We start from the raw sequence: 15,654 nt of genomic DNA, 5'->3' as shown, positions 1-15,654 counted from the left end.
CCGTCGGCGCGACCCACCCCTTCCGGGTTGCGGCCCTGGTGGGGGCCGGTGACGGCACCTACTGGGGTGCCATCTTGTCCGCGATGCCCGGGTTCTTCTTCATCCAGGCCCTCACGGCTTCCTCTTCGTGCCCTGTACCGAGCTTCTGGATCTGGTTCTCCAGGCCGGCGAGCTGCTTCTCGCTCAGCTTGAAGTCCTTGAACCACTTCGTCAGCCGCGGGTAGTTCTCCGGGAACTCCTTGGAGGCGATGGTGTGCAGCCGGTCGCCCTCGCCGAACGCCTTCTTCGGGTCCTGGAGCTTGGTCATCCCGTACTCGCTGTACGCCCAGTGGGGGGTCCACAGCAGGACGGCGATGGGCTCCTTCTTGGCGTACGCGCGCTTCAGCTCGGCGAGCATGCCGGGCGTCGAGGAGTCGACCACCTCGTACTCGTCGTCCAGGCCGTAGGCCGGGAGCACGTTCTTCTTCAGGTTCTCCATCGTGGCGGTGCCGGGCTCGATGCCGATGACGCGGCCCTTGAACTCCGAGCTCTTGCCCTTGAGGTCGGCAAGGGACTTCACGTCCTTGACGTAGTCGGGCACCGCGACCTCGATGGAGGTCGGGCCGTACCAGGAGCCGATGTCCGTCAGCTTGGAGCCGTACTTGTCCCAGTAGTTCTTCTGGGTGAACGGGAGCCATCCGTCGAACTGCACGTCGATCTGGCCGCGCGACATCGCGGTGTACATCGGACCGACCTCGAACTGCTTGAGGTTGATCTTGTAGCCCCGGTCCTCCAGGACGGCCTTCCACAGGTACGTGGCGGCGATGTCCTCCTCCCAGGGGAACCACGCCATCTCGACCGGGCGGTCGCGCTCGTCCTTGCCGTTCGCGCCCTTGGCCGGGGCGGACTTCTTCACCGGGGTCCACTTGTCGGCGACGTCCGGGTTCGCCTTCAGCCAGGTGCGGACGGCCTCCTGCTCCTTGCCGGAGCCGCTCTTCTGGATCTGGGCCTCAAGGCTGGTGAGCTGGTCCTCGCTCATCTTGAAGTCCTTGAGCCATGCGCCGACCTCGGGGTTGTCGGCGGTGAAGCCCTTGCGGGTCAGCGTGTGGATGCCGTCGCCCTTGCCCCAGAGGTTCTTGGGGTCCTTGAGCTTGGTCAGCTCGAACTGGTTGTACGCCCAGTGCGGCGACCAGAGCGGGACGACGATCGGTTCCTTCTTGGCGTACGCGCGCTTCAGCTCGGCCAGCATGGACGGCGTGGAGCCGTCGACGACCTTGTACTCCTTGTCCAGGCCGTAGCCCGGCAGGATCTTGTCCTTGAGCAGGCCCATCTCACCGGCGCTCGGCTCGATGCCGACGATGCGGTCCTTGAAGTCGGACGCCTTGCCCTTGAGGTCGGTCAGGGACTTCACGTCCTTGACGTACGAGGGGACGGCCAGCTCCAGCGAGGTGGGGCCGTACCAGGAGCCCATGTCCTCCAGGCGGTCCTTGTACTTCTTCCAGTACGAGGCGTGGGTGACCGGCAGCCAGGAGTCGGTCTCGAAGTCGATCTGGCCGCCCGCCATGCCGGTGTACAGCGCGCCGGCCTCGTACTGCTTGACGTCGACCTCGAAGCCGCGGCGCTCCAGCAGCTCCTTCCACAGGAAGGTGGAGGCGATGCCCTCGTCCCAGGGGATGTACCCCATGCTGATCTTCTTGCCGGCGCCGATGTTCTTCGTGTCGGAGGCCGCGACGGCCTCGTCGTCGGAAGAGCCGAAGATGCCCATGCCGCCGGCGACGAGCGCGAGGGCGACGACGCCCGCGACGGCGACGACGGGCTGCGGGCGGTGGTGCCAGATCTTCAGACCGCCGGCCACCGACTGCGCCTTGGCGAGCGCGCGGCGCGCGAGCGGGGAGACCTCACGGCCCAGGGCGCTGGTCATCCGGTCCAGGTACATGGCCAGGATGACGATGGAGACACCGGCCTCGAAGCCCAGGCCGACGTCGACGTTGCCGATGGCCCGGTAGACGGAGCCACCGAGGCCGCCGCCGCCGACCATGCCGGCGATGACCACCATGGACAGGCCCAGCATGATGACCTGGTTGATGCCCGCCATGATCGTGGGCAGGGCCAGCGGGAGCTGGACCCGCAGCAGGGTGTTGCGGGACGTCGTCCCGAACGCCTCGGCCGCCTCGACCAGCTCGCCGTCGACCTGGCGGATGCCGAGTTCGGTCATCCGGACGCCCGGGGGCAGCGCGAAGATGATGGTGGCGATGATGCCGGGAACGACACCGACACCGAAGAAGATCACGCCGGGGATCAGGTAGACCATGGCGGGCATGGTCTGCATGAAGTCCAGGACCGGCCGGGTCACCGCGCTCACCGTCTTGGAGCGGGAGGCCCAGATGCCGAGCGGCACGGCCATGACCAGCGTCACGATCGTCGCGACGAGCACCAGCGTGAGCGTGTCCATCGCCTCGTCCCACAACTCGACCGAGTCGATGAGGGCGAAGCCGACGAATGCCAGGATCCCGGCGAGCAGGCCGCGCAGCCACCAGGCGATGACGGCGACGATGCCCGCGAAGAGCAGGGGCGCGGGAGCGGAGAGCACGGCGGCGATGCCGTCGAACATGCCGCTCACGACGGAGCTGATGAAGTCGAAGAGCCAGGAGAGGTGGTTCTGGAGCCAGTCGACCGCGGAGTCGACCCAGTCGCCGAGATGGAGCCTAAACACCGGCCACCTTCTTCAGCGAGGTGGCGGCGTCCTGCGGAGCCTGGGCGGGGGTCATCGGCTCGCCGAGCACGGCGAGCAGCCGCTCGCGGGGCACGACGCCGAGGAGCTTGCCCTTGTCGTCGGTCACGGCGACCGCGACCCGGCTCTGCGAGCAGGGCGTGAACAGCTCGATGATCGGCGTGGACTCCGTGACCGTGGCCGGGGTGGACCGCAGTACGTCGTCGGTGGTCCGGATCTCCTTGCCCTGGTCGCAGAGCGTGCCCAGGACGGTGTCCGTCTCGGCCATGATCGCGCCGGCGGTCAGCACCCGGGCACGGTCCACGTCCTGGGTGAAGGAGGCGACGTAGTCGTTGGCCGGGGTGACGAGGATGTCCTCGGCGGTGCCGAGCTGGACTATCTCGCCGTCGCGCATCACCGCGATGCGGTCGCCGAGGCGCATGGCCTCGTTGAGGTCGTGGGTGATGAAGACGATGGTCTTCTTCAGCCGCTTCTGGAGCTCCAGGAGCTGGTCCTGCATGTCGCGGCGGATCAGCGGGTCGAGCGCGCTGAAGGACTCGTCCATCAGGAGCAGGTCGGCGTCGGTGGCGAGCGCGCGGGCGAGGCCCACACGCTGCTGCATGCCGCCGGACAGCTCGTCGGGCCAGGACTTCTCCCAGCCGGCCAGGCCGGTCAGCTCCAGGGCCTCGGTGGCGCGGCGGTGGCGCTCGGCGCGCGGCACGCCCTGCACCTCCAGGCCGTACGCGGCGTTCTCCAGGACGCTCCGGTGGGGGAAGAGCGCGAAGTGCTGGAACACCATGCTGATCTTGGTGGAGCGGACGTGGCGGAGCTCGGCGGGGCTCAGGGCGGTCAGGTCCTGGCCGTCGAAGAGCACCTGGCCGGAGGTGGGCTCCAGCAGGCCGTTGAGCATCCGCAGCAGCGTGGACTTGCCCGAGCCGGACAGACCCATCACGACGAAAATCTGGCCCGGTTCGACGGTGAACGATGCGTCGATCACCGCTGCGGTGGTTCCGTCGGCGCGCAGCGCGTCACGGCCGGTGCCGCTCCGCAGCTTCTGCACGGCTTGATCGGGTCGTCTGCCGAACACTTTGTACAAGTGCTCGGCTTGCAGCCTGGACACATACACCTCACGCGTTGAACCGAGAACGGTCTGCCACCCCCGTCGGCAGACCGTGGAGCGGCACGGATTCTGTCCGCATGGCACGTGCAGTAGTTGAAAATGCGACGTGGTCCGCTCCGATGGCGCGCCTGCCCCCGCTTACTCGGAGCAAACACAAGAGTGACCTGGATCACATGAACCGGACTGGTTTTCCGGGAACCGCGTCCGCGGCAACCCCTGTCGGTGCCGTGCGGCATCATCGGCGTGTGACGCGACGCCTGATGCTCCTCGACACCGCTTCCCTCTACTTCCGCGCCTACTTCGGCGTGCCCGACTCGGTGCGCGCGCCGGACGGCACCCCGGTCAACGCCGTGCGCGGACTGCTGGACTTCATCGGCCGCCTCGTGCAGGACCACCGGCCGGACGACCTCGTCGCCTGCTGGGACGCGGACTGGCGGCCGCAGTGGCGGGTCGACCTCATCCCCACGTACAAGGCGCACCGGGTGGCGGTCGAGACCGCGGCGGGCGTGCCCGACGAGGAGGAGACCCCGGACACGCTGGCCCCGCAGGTTCCGGTCATCGCGGATGTGCTGGACGCGCTGGGCATCGCCCGGGTCGGCGCCGAGGGGTACGAGGCGGACGACGTCATCGGCACGCTGACCGGGCGGGCGGCCGGCCCGGTCGACATCGTCACCGGCGACCGGGACCTGTACCAGCTGGTGGACGACGCCCGCGGGGTGCGGGTGCTCTACCCGCTGAAGGGGGTCGGCACGCTCCAGGTGACGGACGAGGCGTGGCTGCGCGAGAAGTACGGGGTGGACGGCCCCGGGTACGTGGACCTGGCGCTGCTGCGCGGCGACCCGAGCGACGGGCTGCCGGGGGTGCCCGGCATCGGCGAGAAGACGGCGGCGAAGCTGCTGGACGCCTTCGGCGACCTCGCCGGGATCATGGCGGCGGTGGACGATCCGGCGGCGAAGCTGACGCCCTCGCAGCGCAAGCGGCTGGACGAGGCCCGCGCCTATGTGGCCGTCGCGCCGAAGGTGGTGCGGGTCGCCGGTGACGCACCGCTCCCGGACTTCGACCCGGCGCTGCCCGCCGCGCCCCGCGATCCGGCCGCCCTCGACGCGCTCGCGGCCCGGTGGGGGCTGGGCGGGGCCCTCCAGCGCCTCCACTCCGCTCTGCGACCCTGAGGTGTTAGGTTAGGTGACCCTAAGGGCGATCTCGGCATCGGTCGACGGTCTCCAATTCCGGCAGCAGGGAGCAGACCTCGTGGCAGAACGACCGGAGCGGCGGGCACCGAAGGCCCAGGGAGCGCAGGTCCTGCGCACCGAGCAGATCACCCCGCACATGATCCGGGTGGTGCTCGGCGGCGACGGTCTCGCCGACTTCGCGCTCGCGGGCTTCACCGACCATTACGTCAAGCTGTGCTTCGCCCCCGAGGGCGCGGACTACGCCCACCCCTTCGACGTGGCCCGCATCCGCGAGGAGTACCCCCGCGAGCTGTGGCCCACCACCCGTACCTACACGGTGCGTTCCTGGGACCCGGCGGCCCGGGAGCTGGCGATCGACTTCGTGGTGCACGGCGACGAGGGCCTCGCCGGGCCCTGGGCGGCGGGCGCGCAGCCGGGCGACCAGGTGACGTTCCTGGGCCCCGGCGGGGGGTACGCCCCCGACGCCTCGGCGGACTGGCACCTGCTGGCGGGCGACGAGAGCGCGCTGCCTGCCGTCGCCGCCGCGCTGGAGCGGATGCCGGCGGGTGCCGTGGTGCACGCGTACGTCGAGGTGGCGGACGCGGCGGAGGAGCAGAAGACCGCCACGCCGGACGGCGTCGAGATCACCTGGCTGCACCGGGCGGGCCGTCCGGTCGGCGAGGCGCTCACCGAGGCGGTGCGGAAGCTGGAGTTCCCGGCCGGCCGGGTCCAGGCGTTCGTCCACGGCGAGGCGGGCTTCGTGAAGGACATCCGCCGCCACCTGCGGCTGGAGCGCGGTATCCCGGCCTCCCAGCTGTCGATCTCCGGCTACTGGCGGCTCGGCCACGACGACGAGTCCTGGCGCTCCGTCAAGCGCCAGTGGAACGAACAGGTGGAGCGCGAGCAGGAGAGCGCGGCCTGACCTGTCGTACGCGCGGGTGTGCCCCGGTCCGGTGGACCGGGGCACACCCGTATCGCCCGTCGGTCCCTCAGACGGACTTCTGGTACGAGCGGAACGTACGGGTCGACAGCGCCACGGCGGCCGCGGCGAGCAGCAGCAGCCCCCCGCAGCGAGTGGCGACCAGCTGCCAGTCGGGATCGGCGCCGAGCGCGGAACGTCCGGCCACCATGGCCCAGTTGGCCGGATTGAAGGCGGCGATGTCCCGCATCCAGCCGGGCATCTGGATCGGGGCCATGAAGGACGTGGACAGGAAGGTGAGCGGCATCAGCAGGAAGGTGTTGATGCCGATGATCGACTCCCGCTCCCGCACGATCATGCCCACGGCGTTCGAGAGCGCCCCGAAGACCGTGCCGAGCAGCACCGAGGCGACGATCAGGATCAGCAGACCGGCCGCCCCGCCCGGGTAGCCGGCCCCGGCCGCCCATCCGAGCAGCAGGATGACCACGGACTGGGCGGTGTTGGCGATGCCGTTCTGCACGACGTTGGCGTTCATCAGGGCGTTCCGGCTGACCGGCGTGGTCAGGAAGCGGTTGAGCGTGCCGCGCTCGATCTCCTCCAGGGTGCCCATGCCGGCCCACATGCTCGACCCCAGCGCGCTCATCACCACGATGCCGGGGACGAGGTAGTCCAGGTAGGAGGTGGTGCCGAAGCCGCCGAGCTCGACCACCTTCCGGAACAGGTTGCCGAAGAGGAAGAGCCAGATCACCGGCTGGATCAGGGCCATCGCCAGGAAGACGGGCTGCCGGAGGATCGACATCAGCTGCCGCTGCGTCATGAACCAGGTGTGTGCGAGGACCTGACCGCTCATCGGGCACCCCCCGCGAGGGCGGGCTCGGGGGCGGTCGCCGCGCCCTCGGCCTCCGCGTCCTGGAAGCGGCGGCCGGCGTACCGCAGATAGACGTCGTCCAGCGAGGGGCGGGCGACGGTGGCCGCCGCGACGGTGGCCCCGGCCCGCTCCAGGGCGGCCAGCAGCACGGGTACGGCGGCAGCGCCGTCCTCGGCCCGGACGCTGACCCGGCGCCCCTCGGCCACCGCCTCGTGCACGCCGGGCAGCCCGGTGAGCGCGGTGACGGCCTCGGGACCGGCGTCCGCGCGCAGCTCGACGTGGACGGCGTCGCCGCGCAGTTCGCCCTTGAGCTCGTCGGGGGTGCCCTCGACCACGATCCGGCCGCGGTCGACTATCGCGATGCGTTCCGCGAGCCGGTCCGCCTCCTCCAGGTAGTGCGTCGTGAGGACGATGGTCAGGCCCTCGTCGCCGGCCAGCCGGGATATCTCGTCCCACATCGCCGTACGGGCCTCCGGGTCGAGACCGGTCGTCGGCTCGTCCAGGAACAGCACCTCCGGGCGGTGCATCAGCCCGAGCGCCACGTCCAGGCGGCGCAGCATGCCGCCGGAGTACCCCTTGACCAGGCGCTTCCCGGCGTCCGCGAGAGTGAACCGCTCCAGCAGCTCATCGGCCCGGCGCTGCACGGCGGCCCCCCGCATCCCGTACAGCCGGCCCTGCAGGAGCAGGTTCTCGCGGCCGGTGGCGACCGGGTCGGCGCCGGACTTCTGGGCGACCACACCGATCGCGCGGCGCACCCGGTCCGGGTGGGCGAGGACGTCGTGCCCGGCGACGGAAGCGGTCCCGGAGTCGGGGCGGGCGAGGGTGGTGAGGATCTTGACGGTGGTGGACTTCCCGGCGCCGTTGGGGCCGAGGAGCCCGAAGACGGTGCCGGCGGTGACGGTGAGGTCCATGCCGCGCAGTGCGGTGACCCCTCCCGGATAGGTCTTGACGAGTCGACGCGCCTCGACAGCGGGCGCACGGGTGCTCATGACGGAGCTCTCCTGTGTTCGGCCGGGCGTCCGGTGCTCCGGACGCCGTCGGGCCGGACCGTGTGAGGAGTGCCGGGCTATCCTTGGTGTGCCGCACCTCGATCGCCCGGGCCGCCCCACGGTGGTCCGGCTTTGGGGGTTCGAGACCCCGGCGCGGACCGCTGCAACGGCCCCCACCGGGGTCTTTTCCTTCTTGCCTACTCCCGGTCTTCGAGGTCTTGCCAGTCCTGCGGGACCTCGCCGGTCTCGTGGAACGACCTCCACTCCCCGATGCCGCTGATGGTGGCCTCACCGAGCTCCTTGCGGAAGGTACGGATCCACTCCAGCTGCGCCTCCAGCATGTGGAGCTGGTACTCCGTCTCCACGACGAAGACGCGGGGCACCGAGTCCCCGAGCTGGGCGAGCACCCCGCGCAGCGCCGCGGCCTGCACGGTCTGCGCCTGTTCCCGGTCCGCGAGGAGTTCCGCCACCTCCTCCGGGGGCAGTGCGGGGAGCAGGGCCAGTGCCGTGTCGAAGACCGGGTACTCCTCGGCCGGCACCGCGATCAGGTCGGACAGCCAGTGCAGCATCTCGTCGCGCCCGGCCTCGGTGAGGCCGTACAGCGTGCGCTCCGGGCGGTTGCCCTGCCGCTGCACGCCCGCCACCTCGACGTACCCGTGCTTCTCCAGGTTCTGGACGACGGTGTACAGCGAGCCGAAGTTGATCTTGACGCTGTGCTGCTTGCCGCGCCTGCGGAGGGTCTGGGCGATCTCGTACGGATGCATGGACCGCTCGGCGAGCAGCACCATCACCGTGAGCGCCAGCGGATTGCTGAGCTTGCGCCGCTTGGCCACCGCGCCCGCCCCCTCCCTCACTTTGCCACCGAATACTCGTGAGCGAACATATCTCGATTCCCGAAAGCGCGTCAACCACGATGTATCGCGAATTCCGAAGGGTCCGCGCGGCCGTCAGGTCGTGACAAGATCTGCCGCTTCCGGCCAATCCGCACGGGCACCGGCTCCGAATCACTTCCGGAGAGCGATGACCACCGAAGGGACCTCCGCGTGAAAGAAGCCGTGTACATCAGCGGAACGGCCTCGGCGGGGCCGGATCTCCAGGAGCTGATGGGAAGGGTCGCCCGGGGCGACCAGGACGCCTTCGCCCAGGTCTACGACACGGTGAGCGGGCCGGTGCTCGGCCTCGTACGCGGAGTGCTGCGCGATCCCGCCCAGTCGGAGGAGGTCGCCCAGGAGGTCCTGGTGGAGGTGTGGCGCACCGCGTCCCGCTTCCAGGCGGCCCGGGGCAGCGCCATGAACTGGGTGCTGACCCTGGCCCACCGCCGCGCCGTCGACCGGGTCCGCTCCGCCCAGGCGTCGGCCGCCCGCGAGCACAAGGCCGCGCTCCTCGACCGCACGCCCGCCTTCGACGAGGTCACCGAACAGGTCGAGACCCGGCTGGAGCGCGAGCAGGTGCGCCGCTGCATGCGGACGCTCTCCGAACTCCAGCGGGAGTCCGTCACGCTGGCGTACTACCGGGGGCTGACCTATCGGGAGGTGGCCGAACTGCTCGCGGTGCCGCTCGGCACGATCAAGACTCGACTGCGCGACGGGCTGATCCGGATGCGCGACTGCCTCGGGGTGACCTCATGACCGACGCCGGACTCCACACGCTGACGGGCGCCTACGCCCTGCACGCCCTGCCGGACACGGAACGCCGCGACTTCGAACGGCACCTCGGCGACTGCGAGGCGTGCTCCGTCGAGGTGCGCGAGTTCTCCGAGACCGCGACGCGGCTCGGCCTGGCCGCCGCCGCGCCGGCCCCCCGGGAACTGCGGGAGCGGGTGCTGCGGGAGATCACGACCGTACGCCAGGAGCCTCCGGCCGTCCCCCGCCGCGAACGTACGTCGGACCGGCGGTCCGGGGCCGCGAGATGGTCCCGGTTCGCGCTCGCCGCCTGCCTGGCCGGAGCGGTGGGCCTCGGCGGGATCGCCGTGTGGCAGCACCAGGAGGCGCAGGACGCCCGGCAGCAGGCGGACGCCACCCGCCGCCAGGCCGATCAGGTGGCCCGGGTACTGGCCGCCCCCGACGCCAAGACCTCGTCCGGCACGCTGGAGGACGGCGCGCAGGGCACGGTGGTGGTCTCCCGGAGCGAGGACCGGGCGGTGTTCCTGGCGACCGGGCTGGCCGACGCACCGAGCGGCAAGGTGTACCAGCTGTGGTTCGACGACGGCGGCACGATGCGCTCGGCGGGCCTGATGCGGGCCTCGGGCCCGTCCTCGACGACGTACACGACCCTGCTCGACGGTCCCGTGGACGGGGCGACGGGCATGGGCATCACCGTGGAACCGGCGGGCGGCTCGGCGCGGCCCACCTCGGACCCGCTGGCGCTGATGAAGCTGCCGGCGTGAGGCGGCGTGTGCCCGGGAGCGGTCCCCCGGGCACACGGTTCAGCCCCGGCGCGGCGGGCGCGGGAAGAAGCCGCTGGTGCGGGCGGCGTACGCGGCGAAGCCGGGGCGGTCGGCCATGTGCCGTTCCAGGAGCGCCTTGCCGCTGCCGCCGATGAGCAGATACGTCATCAGGGCGGGCGCCACCAGCGTCGCCGCGGCGGCCGCCGGGGCCTGGCAGACGATCAGGAACAGGCCCCACCAGACGCAGAAGTCCCCGAAGTAGTTGGGGTGCCGGGTCCAGGACCACAGCCCCCGGTCCATGATCTTCCCCCGGTTGCCGGGATCGGCCTTGAACCGGGCCAGCTGGTGGTCGCCGACCGCCTCGAAGAACATCCCGACCGCCCAGAGCGCGGCCCCGGCCCAGGCCAGGGCGTTCACCGGCCCGGTGAGGTATCCGGCCGCCTGCACGGGGAGCGAGATCAGCCAGACCAGGGCGCCCTGGAGCAGATAGACCTTCCGCAGGGCGTACAGCTCCGGGTTGCCGGGCGCCTTGGCGAGCATCTTCTCGTAGCGCGGGTCCTCGCCGTGGCCCCGGCCGCGCCGGGCGATGTGCCACCCCAGGCGCAGCCCCCAGAGCGCGGTGAGCACCGTGACGAGCAGGCGGCGCGTGGCGTCCCCCTCCCCCGCCGACAGTCCGTACGAGACCGGGGCGACGGCGGCGAAGCCCAGGCCCCAGGCGACGTCCACGCCCCGGTGCATGCCCCGGCGCACCCCGACCGAGAACGCGACGAGCAGGACGAGCAGGGCGGCGCCCGCGCAGGGCGCGAGGCCCCGTGCGAACGCCTCCCAGGCGAAGCCGCTCATGACGCGCCCCCGGCCGGGCCCGCGCGCAGCCCGTCGCGGGTGTCCGGCATCCCCGACTCCCCGTCACCGGCGGGCCGTACGGCGAGGATCTGGTCCACGCCCATCCGCCGCTCCGCGAAGGCGAGGGCGCCGCCGGCCAGGTACAGCCGCCACACCCGTACGGTCTCCTCGCCGACCAGGTCCGTGAACCGCGCCTCGTTCTCCTCCAGGGTCCGGCGCCAGGCGTCGACGGTCCGGACGTAGTGCTCGCGCAGCCCGTGGACGTCGCGCACCTCAAGACCGGCGCCCTCCAGCAGCCCGACCGTCTCGCCGAGCGGGCGCATGTGCATGTCGGGCGCGATGTACGCCTCGATGAACGCCCCGCCGCCCGGCGCGTCCCGCCCGCGCGACATCTGCTGGACGAGCACCCGGCCGCGCGGGCGGACCATGCCGTGCAGGGTCGCCGCGAAGGCCGGGTACTGGGCGTCCCCGACGTGCTCGCCCATCTCGATGGTGGACACCGCGTCGTAGCCGCCCTCGTGGTCCGGGGCCGCCGCGATGTCGCGGTAGTCGCAGCAGCGCACCTCGACCAGGTCCGCCAGTCCGCGTTCGGCCACCTGCCCGCGCACGTACGCGGCCTGCTCGGAGGCGAGGGTGACCGCGGTGACCCGGACGCCGTGCCGCTGGGCCGCGTACAGCGTCAGCGAGCCCCAGCCGCAGCCGATGTCCAGCAGTCGCGCACCGGGGCGCAGCCCCAGCTTCCCGCAGATCAGCTCCAGCTTGTCGCGCTGCGCGTCGGCGGGGCCGTAGCCGGGTTCATCGCTGGTCCAGTAGCCGCAGGAGTACGCCATCGTCTCGTCGAGGAGGAGGGCGTAGAAGGCGTTGGAGAGGTCGTAGTGGTGGCTGATCGCGGCCCGGTCGCGGGTCCTGCTGTGCAGGGCGCCGTCGAGCCCGGTGGCGCGGGCCGCGGGCACGGGCGGCCGGGGCCCGGCCGCGCCGAGGCGCACGGCGGTGCCGGCGGCGCGCAGCCGGTCGGCGAGGCGGGGGCGGGGTGCGGCGAGTCCGCGCTCGCGCACGGCGCGGTGCACGGCGCGCAGGCCGTCGGCGAGGTCGCCCTCGATGTCGATGTCGCCGGTGATGTACGCCTCCGCGAGGCCGAGTTCGCCCGGCTCCCACAGGAGGCGGCGCAGGGCGCGGCGGGTCCGGACGTGGATCAGGGGTCCGTCGGCGGCGCCGGTCTCGCTGCCGTCCCACATGCGCACCCGGACCGGGAGCCGTCCGCCGAGGAACTGCTCGACGAGGGGTTCGACGCGCTGGGCGGCCCCGTGGGCGGGGCGCTTGTCGGTGAGTGTCATGCCGTTTCCTGTTCCTGACGGGTCAGCAGCAGTTGCCGCACATCGAGGTAGCCGGAGCGGAAGCCCGCTTCGGAGTAGGCGAGGTAGAAGGTCCACATGCGGCGGAAGGTGTCGTCGAAGCCGAGCGCGTCGACCTGCCCGGCTTCGGCGGTGAACCGTTCGCGCCAGAGCCGGAGCGTCTCGGCGTAGTGCGTGCCGAAGCCGTCGGAGCGCTCCACGCGCAGCCCGGTGTGGTCGGCGGTGACCCGGTCGATGGCTTCGGTGGACGGGAGTTGACCGCCCGGGAAGATGTACTTGTGGATCCAGGTGAAGGTGGACCGGCCGGCCCGCATGCGGTCGTCGGGCATGGTGATGGCCTGGAGGGCGATCCGGCCGCCGGGGGCGAGCAGCCGGTCCAGGGTGCGGAAGAAGGCGGGCCAGAACTCCGCGCCGACCGCCTCGATCATCTCGACGCTGACGATCGCGTCGTACGTCCCCTCGATCTCCCGGTAGTCGCACAGCCGGACGTCGGCCCGGTCCGCGTGGCCGGCCGCGGCGATCCGCCGCAGGGCCAGCTCGCGCTGCTCCCGGGAGAGGGTGACGGAGACGACGTGGGCGCCGCGGTCCGCGGCGCGCAGGGCGAGTTCGCCCCAGCCGGTGCCGATCTCCAGGAGCCGGGTGCCGGGGCCGACGGCGGCGAGGTCGAGCAGCCGGTCGATCTTGCGGTGCTGGGCGGCGGGGAGCAGGGCGGGTTCGGCGGGGAAGCCGCGGAAGAGCGCCGAGGAGTAGCTGAGGGTCTCGTCGAGGAACAGCGCGAACAGCTCGTTGGACAGGTCGTAGTGGTGGCTGATGTTGGCCCGGGCGCCGTCGCGGGTCCCGGTCTGGGCCTCGGGCCTGCGGCGGGCCCACACTCCGCGCAGCCGTTGCAGGGGCTGCGGGATGAGGGTGGCGACGTGCCCGGCCAGGACGGTCAGCACGCCGACGGGGTCGGGCGCGTCCCATTCGCGGGCCATGTAGGACTCGCCGAAGCCGATGAGGCCGCTCGCGCCGATCCTGCGGAAGAAGGCGTCGGGGTCGCGGACGTCCATCAGGGGCCCGCCGAGTCCGATGTCCTCCCGCCCGGCGAGGCGGACGCGCAGCGGCAGCCGGGCCAAGGCGCTGCGGACGACCCGCTCGGCGACGGCCGTCCGCAGCCGGGAGGCACGGGGCAGGGCCACGACGTCCGGCCAGCGCGCCGGGTCGATGCCCGCGTCCGTGGCGGGGGCGGGCACGGACGGGGTACGGAACGTGGAGGCGCTCATCGCATGCCTTCCTGGGCGCGGTGGTGGGGGCGGGGCCGGACGGGCAGCCCGCGCAGGTAGAGCCGGATGCCGTGCAGCCGGATGGCGGCCGAGACGACGGCCGTGGACCAGGGGTGGCGCAGGGCGAGCCCGAGCAGGACGCGGGCGGTCGTCGGGCGCCGCTCACCCCGGACGGTGGCGGTGAACGGGCGGGTGCCGGCACGCTCCAGACGGACCGTGAGCCGCAGCTCCGGGCCCGGTTCCGGCAGCCGCATCCAGTACTCGCCGTCGGTGCCGAAGAACGGCGATACGTAGAACTCCTTGCTGGTCACCGACCGCCCCCGGTCGTCGGGGCGCAGCAGGTAGCAATGGCGTTCGCCGTACGTGTTGTGCACCTCGGCGACCGTGCACAGCGGGGTGCCGTCGGCGCGTCGGCACCAGTAGACGGTCAGCGGGTTGAAGACGTGGCCGAGGACCCTGGCCTGGCTCAGCATGAGGACGGTGCCGTCGGCGAGGTCGATGCCCCGGGCGGCCAGGAAGCGGGCGAGGCCGGCGCGGATGGTGGGGGCGGTGCCGCCGAAGTGGTCGCGGGCGTCGAAGCGGGCGAGGAAGCGCAGGCCGCGCGGCAGCGGCGGGGGCCCGTCGGGGTCCGTCAGCCACAGGTAGGTGCGGTGGTGGAAGGCGTACCGGGTGGGCGCGGTCCGTATGTGGGTGATCGTGCACGGGTAGAGGGCGTTCACCAGTCCACCCCCAGGGCCGCCGCGGCCTCGGCGCCCGAGCGGCAGCCGTCCTCGTGGAACCCCCAGCCGTGGTAGGCGCCCGCGTAGGCGGTGACCGGCCCGGACAGGGTGGGCAGCCGGGCCTGGGCGGCCACGGACTCCGGGGTGTAGACGGGGTGTTCGTAGACCATGCGGGCGCGGACGAGGCCGGGGGCGACACGGTCGGCGCCGTTCAGCGTGACGACGAAGGTCTCCGGGGCGTCGAGGCGCTGGAGCCGGTTCATGTCGTAGCTGACGGTGACGTGGGAGGCGTCGGCGGCGCAGTCGGGCATCAGGTAGTTCCAGGAGGCGCGGGCGCCGGGCGCACCGGGCAGCAGCCGGGTGTCGGTGTGCAGCAGGGTGGCGTTGCGGGAGTAGCGGAAGGCGCCCAGGGCGCGGGTCTCGTCGTCGGTGGGGTCGGCGAGGAGGCGGAGGGCCTGGTCGGGGTGGGTGGCGACGACGACGTGGTCGAAGGGTTCGGCGGTGCCGTCCTCGGTGGTGATCTCGACGCCGTCGGCGTGCCGGCGGACGCTGCGGACCGGGGTGGCGGTGCGGACGGCGTCCAGTTGCTTGGTCACACGCTCGACATAGGCGCGGGAGCCTCCGGTGACGGTCCGCCAGGCCGGGGAGCCGCCGATCGCGAGCATGCCGTGGTGGTCGAGGAAGCGGAAGAGGTAGCGGGCCGGGTAGCGCATCGCGGTCACCGGATCGCAGGACCAGACCGCCGCGACCACGGGCGTCAGGAAGTGCGCGGTGAAGTACGGCGAGAAGCGGCCGCGTGCGGCGAACTCCCCCAGGGTCAGCGTGTCTGCGTCCGGTCCGCCGTCCCGCAGCAGCCGCCGGGCCAGCCGGTGGAAGCGGGGCACGGCGGCGAGCATCCGCGGATAGGCGGGGTCGCGGAAGGACGCCGGGCGGGCGAGGAGGCCGGCCGGGCCGCGGGCCCCCGCGTACTCCAGGCCGCATCCCTCGCACCGGACGGACATGCTCATCTCCGACTCCTGCGTGGGCACGCCGAGTTCGGCGAAGAGCCGCAGCAGGTGCGGGTAGGTGCGCCGGTTGTGCACGATGAAGCCGGAGTCGACGTGGTGGACGCGGCCGTCGGCCCCGGGCAGGTCGTGGGTGTGCGCGTGGCCGCCCACCCGGTCGTCCGCCTCGAACAGCGTCACGTCATGGGCCCTTCGCAGGATGTGGGCGGCCGTGAGTCCCGCCACCCCGCTGCCCACGACGGCCGTGCGTCGCCGCCTGTCGCTCATTGCGCTCCTTCCGGACCGGCCCCGACGCCTGCCCCGGGTACGGAGGGCGGCGGGTGCCTCTTTGAAA

Annotated in this window: 14 protein-coding genes; 4 read left to right on the top strand and 10 right to left on the bottom strand. The window is 72.1% G+C overall.

Features of this window, described 5'->3' with window-relative positions:
• Window positions 1-58: 58 nt before the first annotated feature.
• Together ACN6LM_RS26690 and ACN6LM_RS26685 are read right to left on the bottom strand one after the other, a co-directional pair.
• Entirely contained in the window at window positions 59-2,692 is a 2,634-nt protein-coding gene (locus ACN6LM_RS26690) for an ABC transporter permease/substrate binding protein (protein ID WP_445067929.1), read from the bottom strand.
• Window positions 2,685-3,749 (bottom strand): quaternary amine ABC transporter ATP-binding protein, encoded by a 1,065-nt coding sequence (locus ACN6LM_RS26685; protein ID WP_445067928.1) that lies wholly within the window; start codon window positions 3,747-3,749, stop codon window positions 2,685-2,687. The genes ACN6LM_RS26690 and ACN6LM_RS26685 overlap by 8 nt, the downstream gene beginning before the upstream one ends.
• 320 nt (window positions 3,750-4,069) lie before the next feature.
• Here ACN6LM_RS26685 and ACN6LM_RS26680 point away from each other — a divergent pair, with 320 nt between their 5' ends.
• Entirely contained in the window at window positions 4,070-4,978 is a 909-nt protein-coding gene (locus tag ACN6LM_RS26680) for a 5'-3' exonuclease (protein WP_445067931.1), read from the top strand.
• Between the two features lie 79 nt (window positions 4,979-5,057).
• Window positions 5,058-5,900 carry a siderophore-interacting protein gene (locus tag ACN6LM_RS26675; protein WP_445067927.1) on the top strand — a complete coding sequence of 281 codons (843 nt, stop codon included), beginning with the start codon at window positions 5,058-5,060 and terminating at the stop codon, window positions 5,898-5,900.
• Between the two features lie 67 nt (window positions 5,901-5,967).
• On the opposite strand, the gene ACN6LM_RS26670 is transcribed toward ACN6LM_RS26675, so the two are convergent.
• The 3 genes from ACN6LM_RS26670 to ACN6LM_RS26660 all read right to left on the bottom strand — a co-directional run bounded on the left by ACN6LM_RS26670 (window position 5,968) and on the right by ACN6LM_RS26660 (window position 8,587).
• On the bottom strand, window positions 5,968-6,747 hold the full coding sequence (locus ACN6LM_RS26670; RefSeq protein WP_445067926.1) for an ABC transporter permease: 780 nt from the start codon (window positions 6,745-6,747) through the stop codon (window positions 5,968-5,970).
• The gene (locus tag ACN6LM_RS26665) at window positions 6,744-7,754 is read right to left on the bottom strand and encodes an ABC transporter ATP-binding protein (RefSeq protein ID WP_445067925.1); all 1,011 of its coding nucleotides are present in this window, start codon (window positions 7,752-7,754) and stop codon (window positions 6,744-6,746) included. Before ACN6LM_RS26665 ends, ACN6LM_RS26670 begins: the two co-directional genes overlap by 4 nt.
• A 197-nt stretch (window positions 7,755-7,951) precedes the next feature.
• On the bottom strand, window positions 7,952-8,587 hold the full coding sequence (locus tag ACN6LM_RS26660) for a PadR family transcriptional regulator (RefSeq protein WP_445067930.1): 636 nt from the start codon (window positions 8,585-8,587) through the stop codon (window positions 7,952-7,954).
• A 210-nt stretch (window positions 8,588-8,797) separates the two neighbouring features.
• On the opposite strand from ACN6LM_RS26660, the gene ACN6LM_RS26655 reads away from it, so the two are divergent.
• A complete protein-coding gene (locus ACN6LM_RS26655; RefSeq protein WP_445067924.1) occupies window positions 8,798-9,382 on the top strand; it encodes a sigma-70 family RNA polymerase sigma factor in 585 nt (194 codons plus the stop codon).
• Window positions 9,379-10,140 (top strand): anti-sigma factor, encoded by a 762-nt coding sequence (locus ACN6LM_RS26650; protein ID WP_445067923.1) that lies wholly within the window; start codon window positions 9,379-9,381, stop codon window positions 10,138-10,140. The genes ACN6LM_RS26655 and ACN6LM_RS26650 overlap by 4 nt, the downstream gene beginning before the upstream one ends.
• Window positions 10,141-10,179: 39 nt before the next feature.
• Here the strand turns inward: ACN6LM_RS26650 and ACN6LM_RS26645 are convergent, their stop codons facing one another.
• The 5 genes from ACN6LM_RS26645 to ACN6LM_RS26625 are packed head-to-tail and all read right to left on the bottom strand — an operon-like array spanning window position 10,180 to window position 15,587.
• On the bottom strand, window positions 10,180-10,983 hold the full coding sequence (locus ACN6LM_RS26645) for a DUF1295 domain-containing protein (RefSeq protein WP_445067922.1): 804 nt from the start codon (window positions 10,981-10,983) through the stop codon (window positions 10,180-10,182).
• A complete protein-coding gene (locus tag ACN6LM_RS26640; RefSeq protein WP_445067921.1) occupies window positions 10,980-12,317 on the bottom strand; it encodes a class I SAM-dependent methyltransferase in 1,338 nt (445 codons plus the stop codon). Before ACN6LM_RS26640 ends, ACN6LM_RS26645 begins: the two co-directional genes overlap by 4 nt.
• Complete coding sequence (locus tag ACN6LM_RS26635; RefSeq protein ID WP_445067920.1) at window positions 12,314-13,597, bottom strand: class I SAM-dependent methyltransferase; 1,284 nt, start codon at window positions 13,595-13,597, stop codon at window positions 12,314-12,316. Before ACN6LM_RS26635 ends, ACN6LM_RS26640 begins: the two co-directional genes overlap by 4 nt.
• Window positions 13,594-14,316: a DUF1365 domain-containing protein gene (locus ACN6LM_RS26630; RefSeq protein WP_445067919.1), complete on the bottom strand. Its 723-nt coding sequence runs from the start codon at window positions 14,314-14,316 to the stop codon at window positions 13,594-13,596. The genes ACN6LM_RS26635 and ACN6LM_RS26630 overlap by 4 nt, the downstream gene beginning before the upstream one ends.
• On the bottom strand, window positions 14,313-15,587 hold the full coding sequence (locus ACN6LM_RS26625) for an NAD(P)/FAD-dependent oxidoreductase (RefSeq protein WP_445067918.1): 1,275 nt from the start codon (window positions 15,585-15,587) through the stop codon (window positions 14,313-14,315). Before ACN6LM_RS26625 ends, ACN6LM_RS26630 begins: the two co-directional genes overlap by 4 nt.
• Window positions 15,588-15,654 lie beyond the last annotated feature (67 nt).

It is taken from the genome of Streptomyces sp. SAS_281, assembly GCF_052542855.1.
Note: the sequence above shows the minus strand (reverse complement) of the source record. Positions and strands in the feature narration are given on the sequence as shown.

What these genes read in the sequence shown, in the direction of transcription:
- ACN6LM_RS26680 (WP_445067931.1), top strand. Translation starts at nt 4,070, where the DNA reads ATGCTCCTCGACACCGCTTCCCTCTACTTCCGCGCCTACTTCGGCGTG.
- ACN6LM_RS26670 (WP_445067926.1), bottom strand. Translation starts at nt 6,747, where the DNA reads ATGAGCGGTCAGGTCCTCGCACACACCTGGTTCATGACGCAGCGGCAG.
- ACN6LM_RS26665 (WP_445067925.1), bottom strand. Translation starts at nt 7,754, where the DNA reads ATGAGCACCCGTGCGCCCGCTGTCGAGGCGCGTCGACTCGTCAAGACC.
- ACN6LM_RS26650 (WP_445067923.1), top strand. Translation starts at nt 9,379, where the DNA reads ATGACCGACGCCGGACTCCACACGCTGACGGGCGCCTACGCCCTGCAC.
- ACN6LM_RS26645 (WP_445067922.1), bottom strand. Translation starts at nt 10,983, where the DNA reads ATGAGCGGCTTCGCCTGGGAGGCGTTCGCACGGGGCCTCGCGCCCTGC.
- ACN6LM_RS26640 (WP_445067921.1), bottom strand. Translation starts at nt 12,317, where the DNA reads ATGACACTCACCGACAAGCGCCCCGCCCACGGGGCCGCCCAGCGCGTC.
- ACN6LM_RS26635 (WP_445067920.1), bottom strand. Translation starts at nt 13,597, where the DNA reads ATGAGCGCCTCCACGTTCCGTACCCCGTCCGTGCCCGCCCCCGCCACG.
- ACN6LM_RS26625 (WP_445067918.1), bottom strand. Translation starts at nt 15,587, where the DNA reads ATGAGCGACAGGCGGCGACGCACGGCCGTCGTGGGCAGCGGGGTGGCG.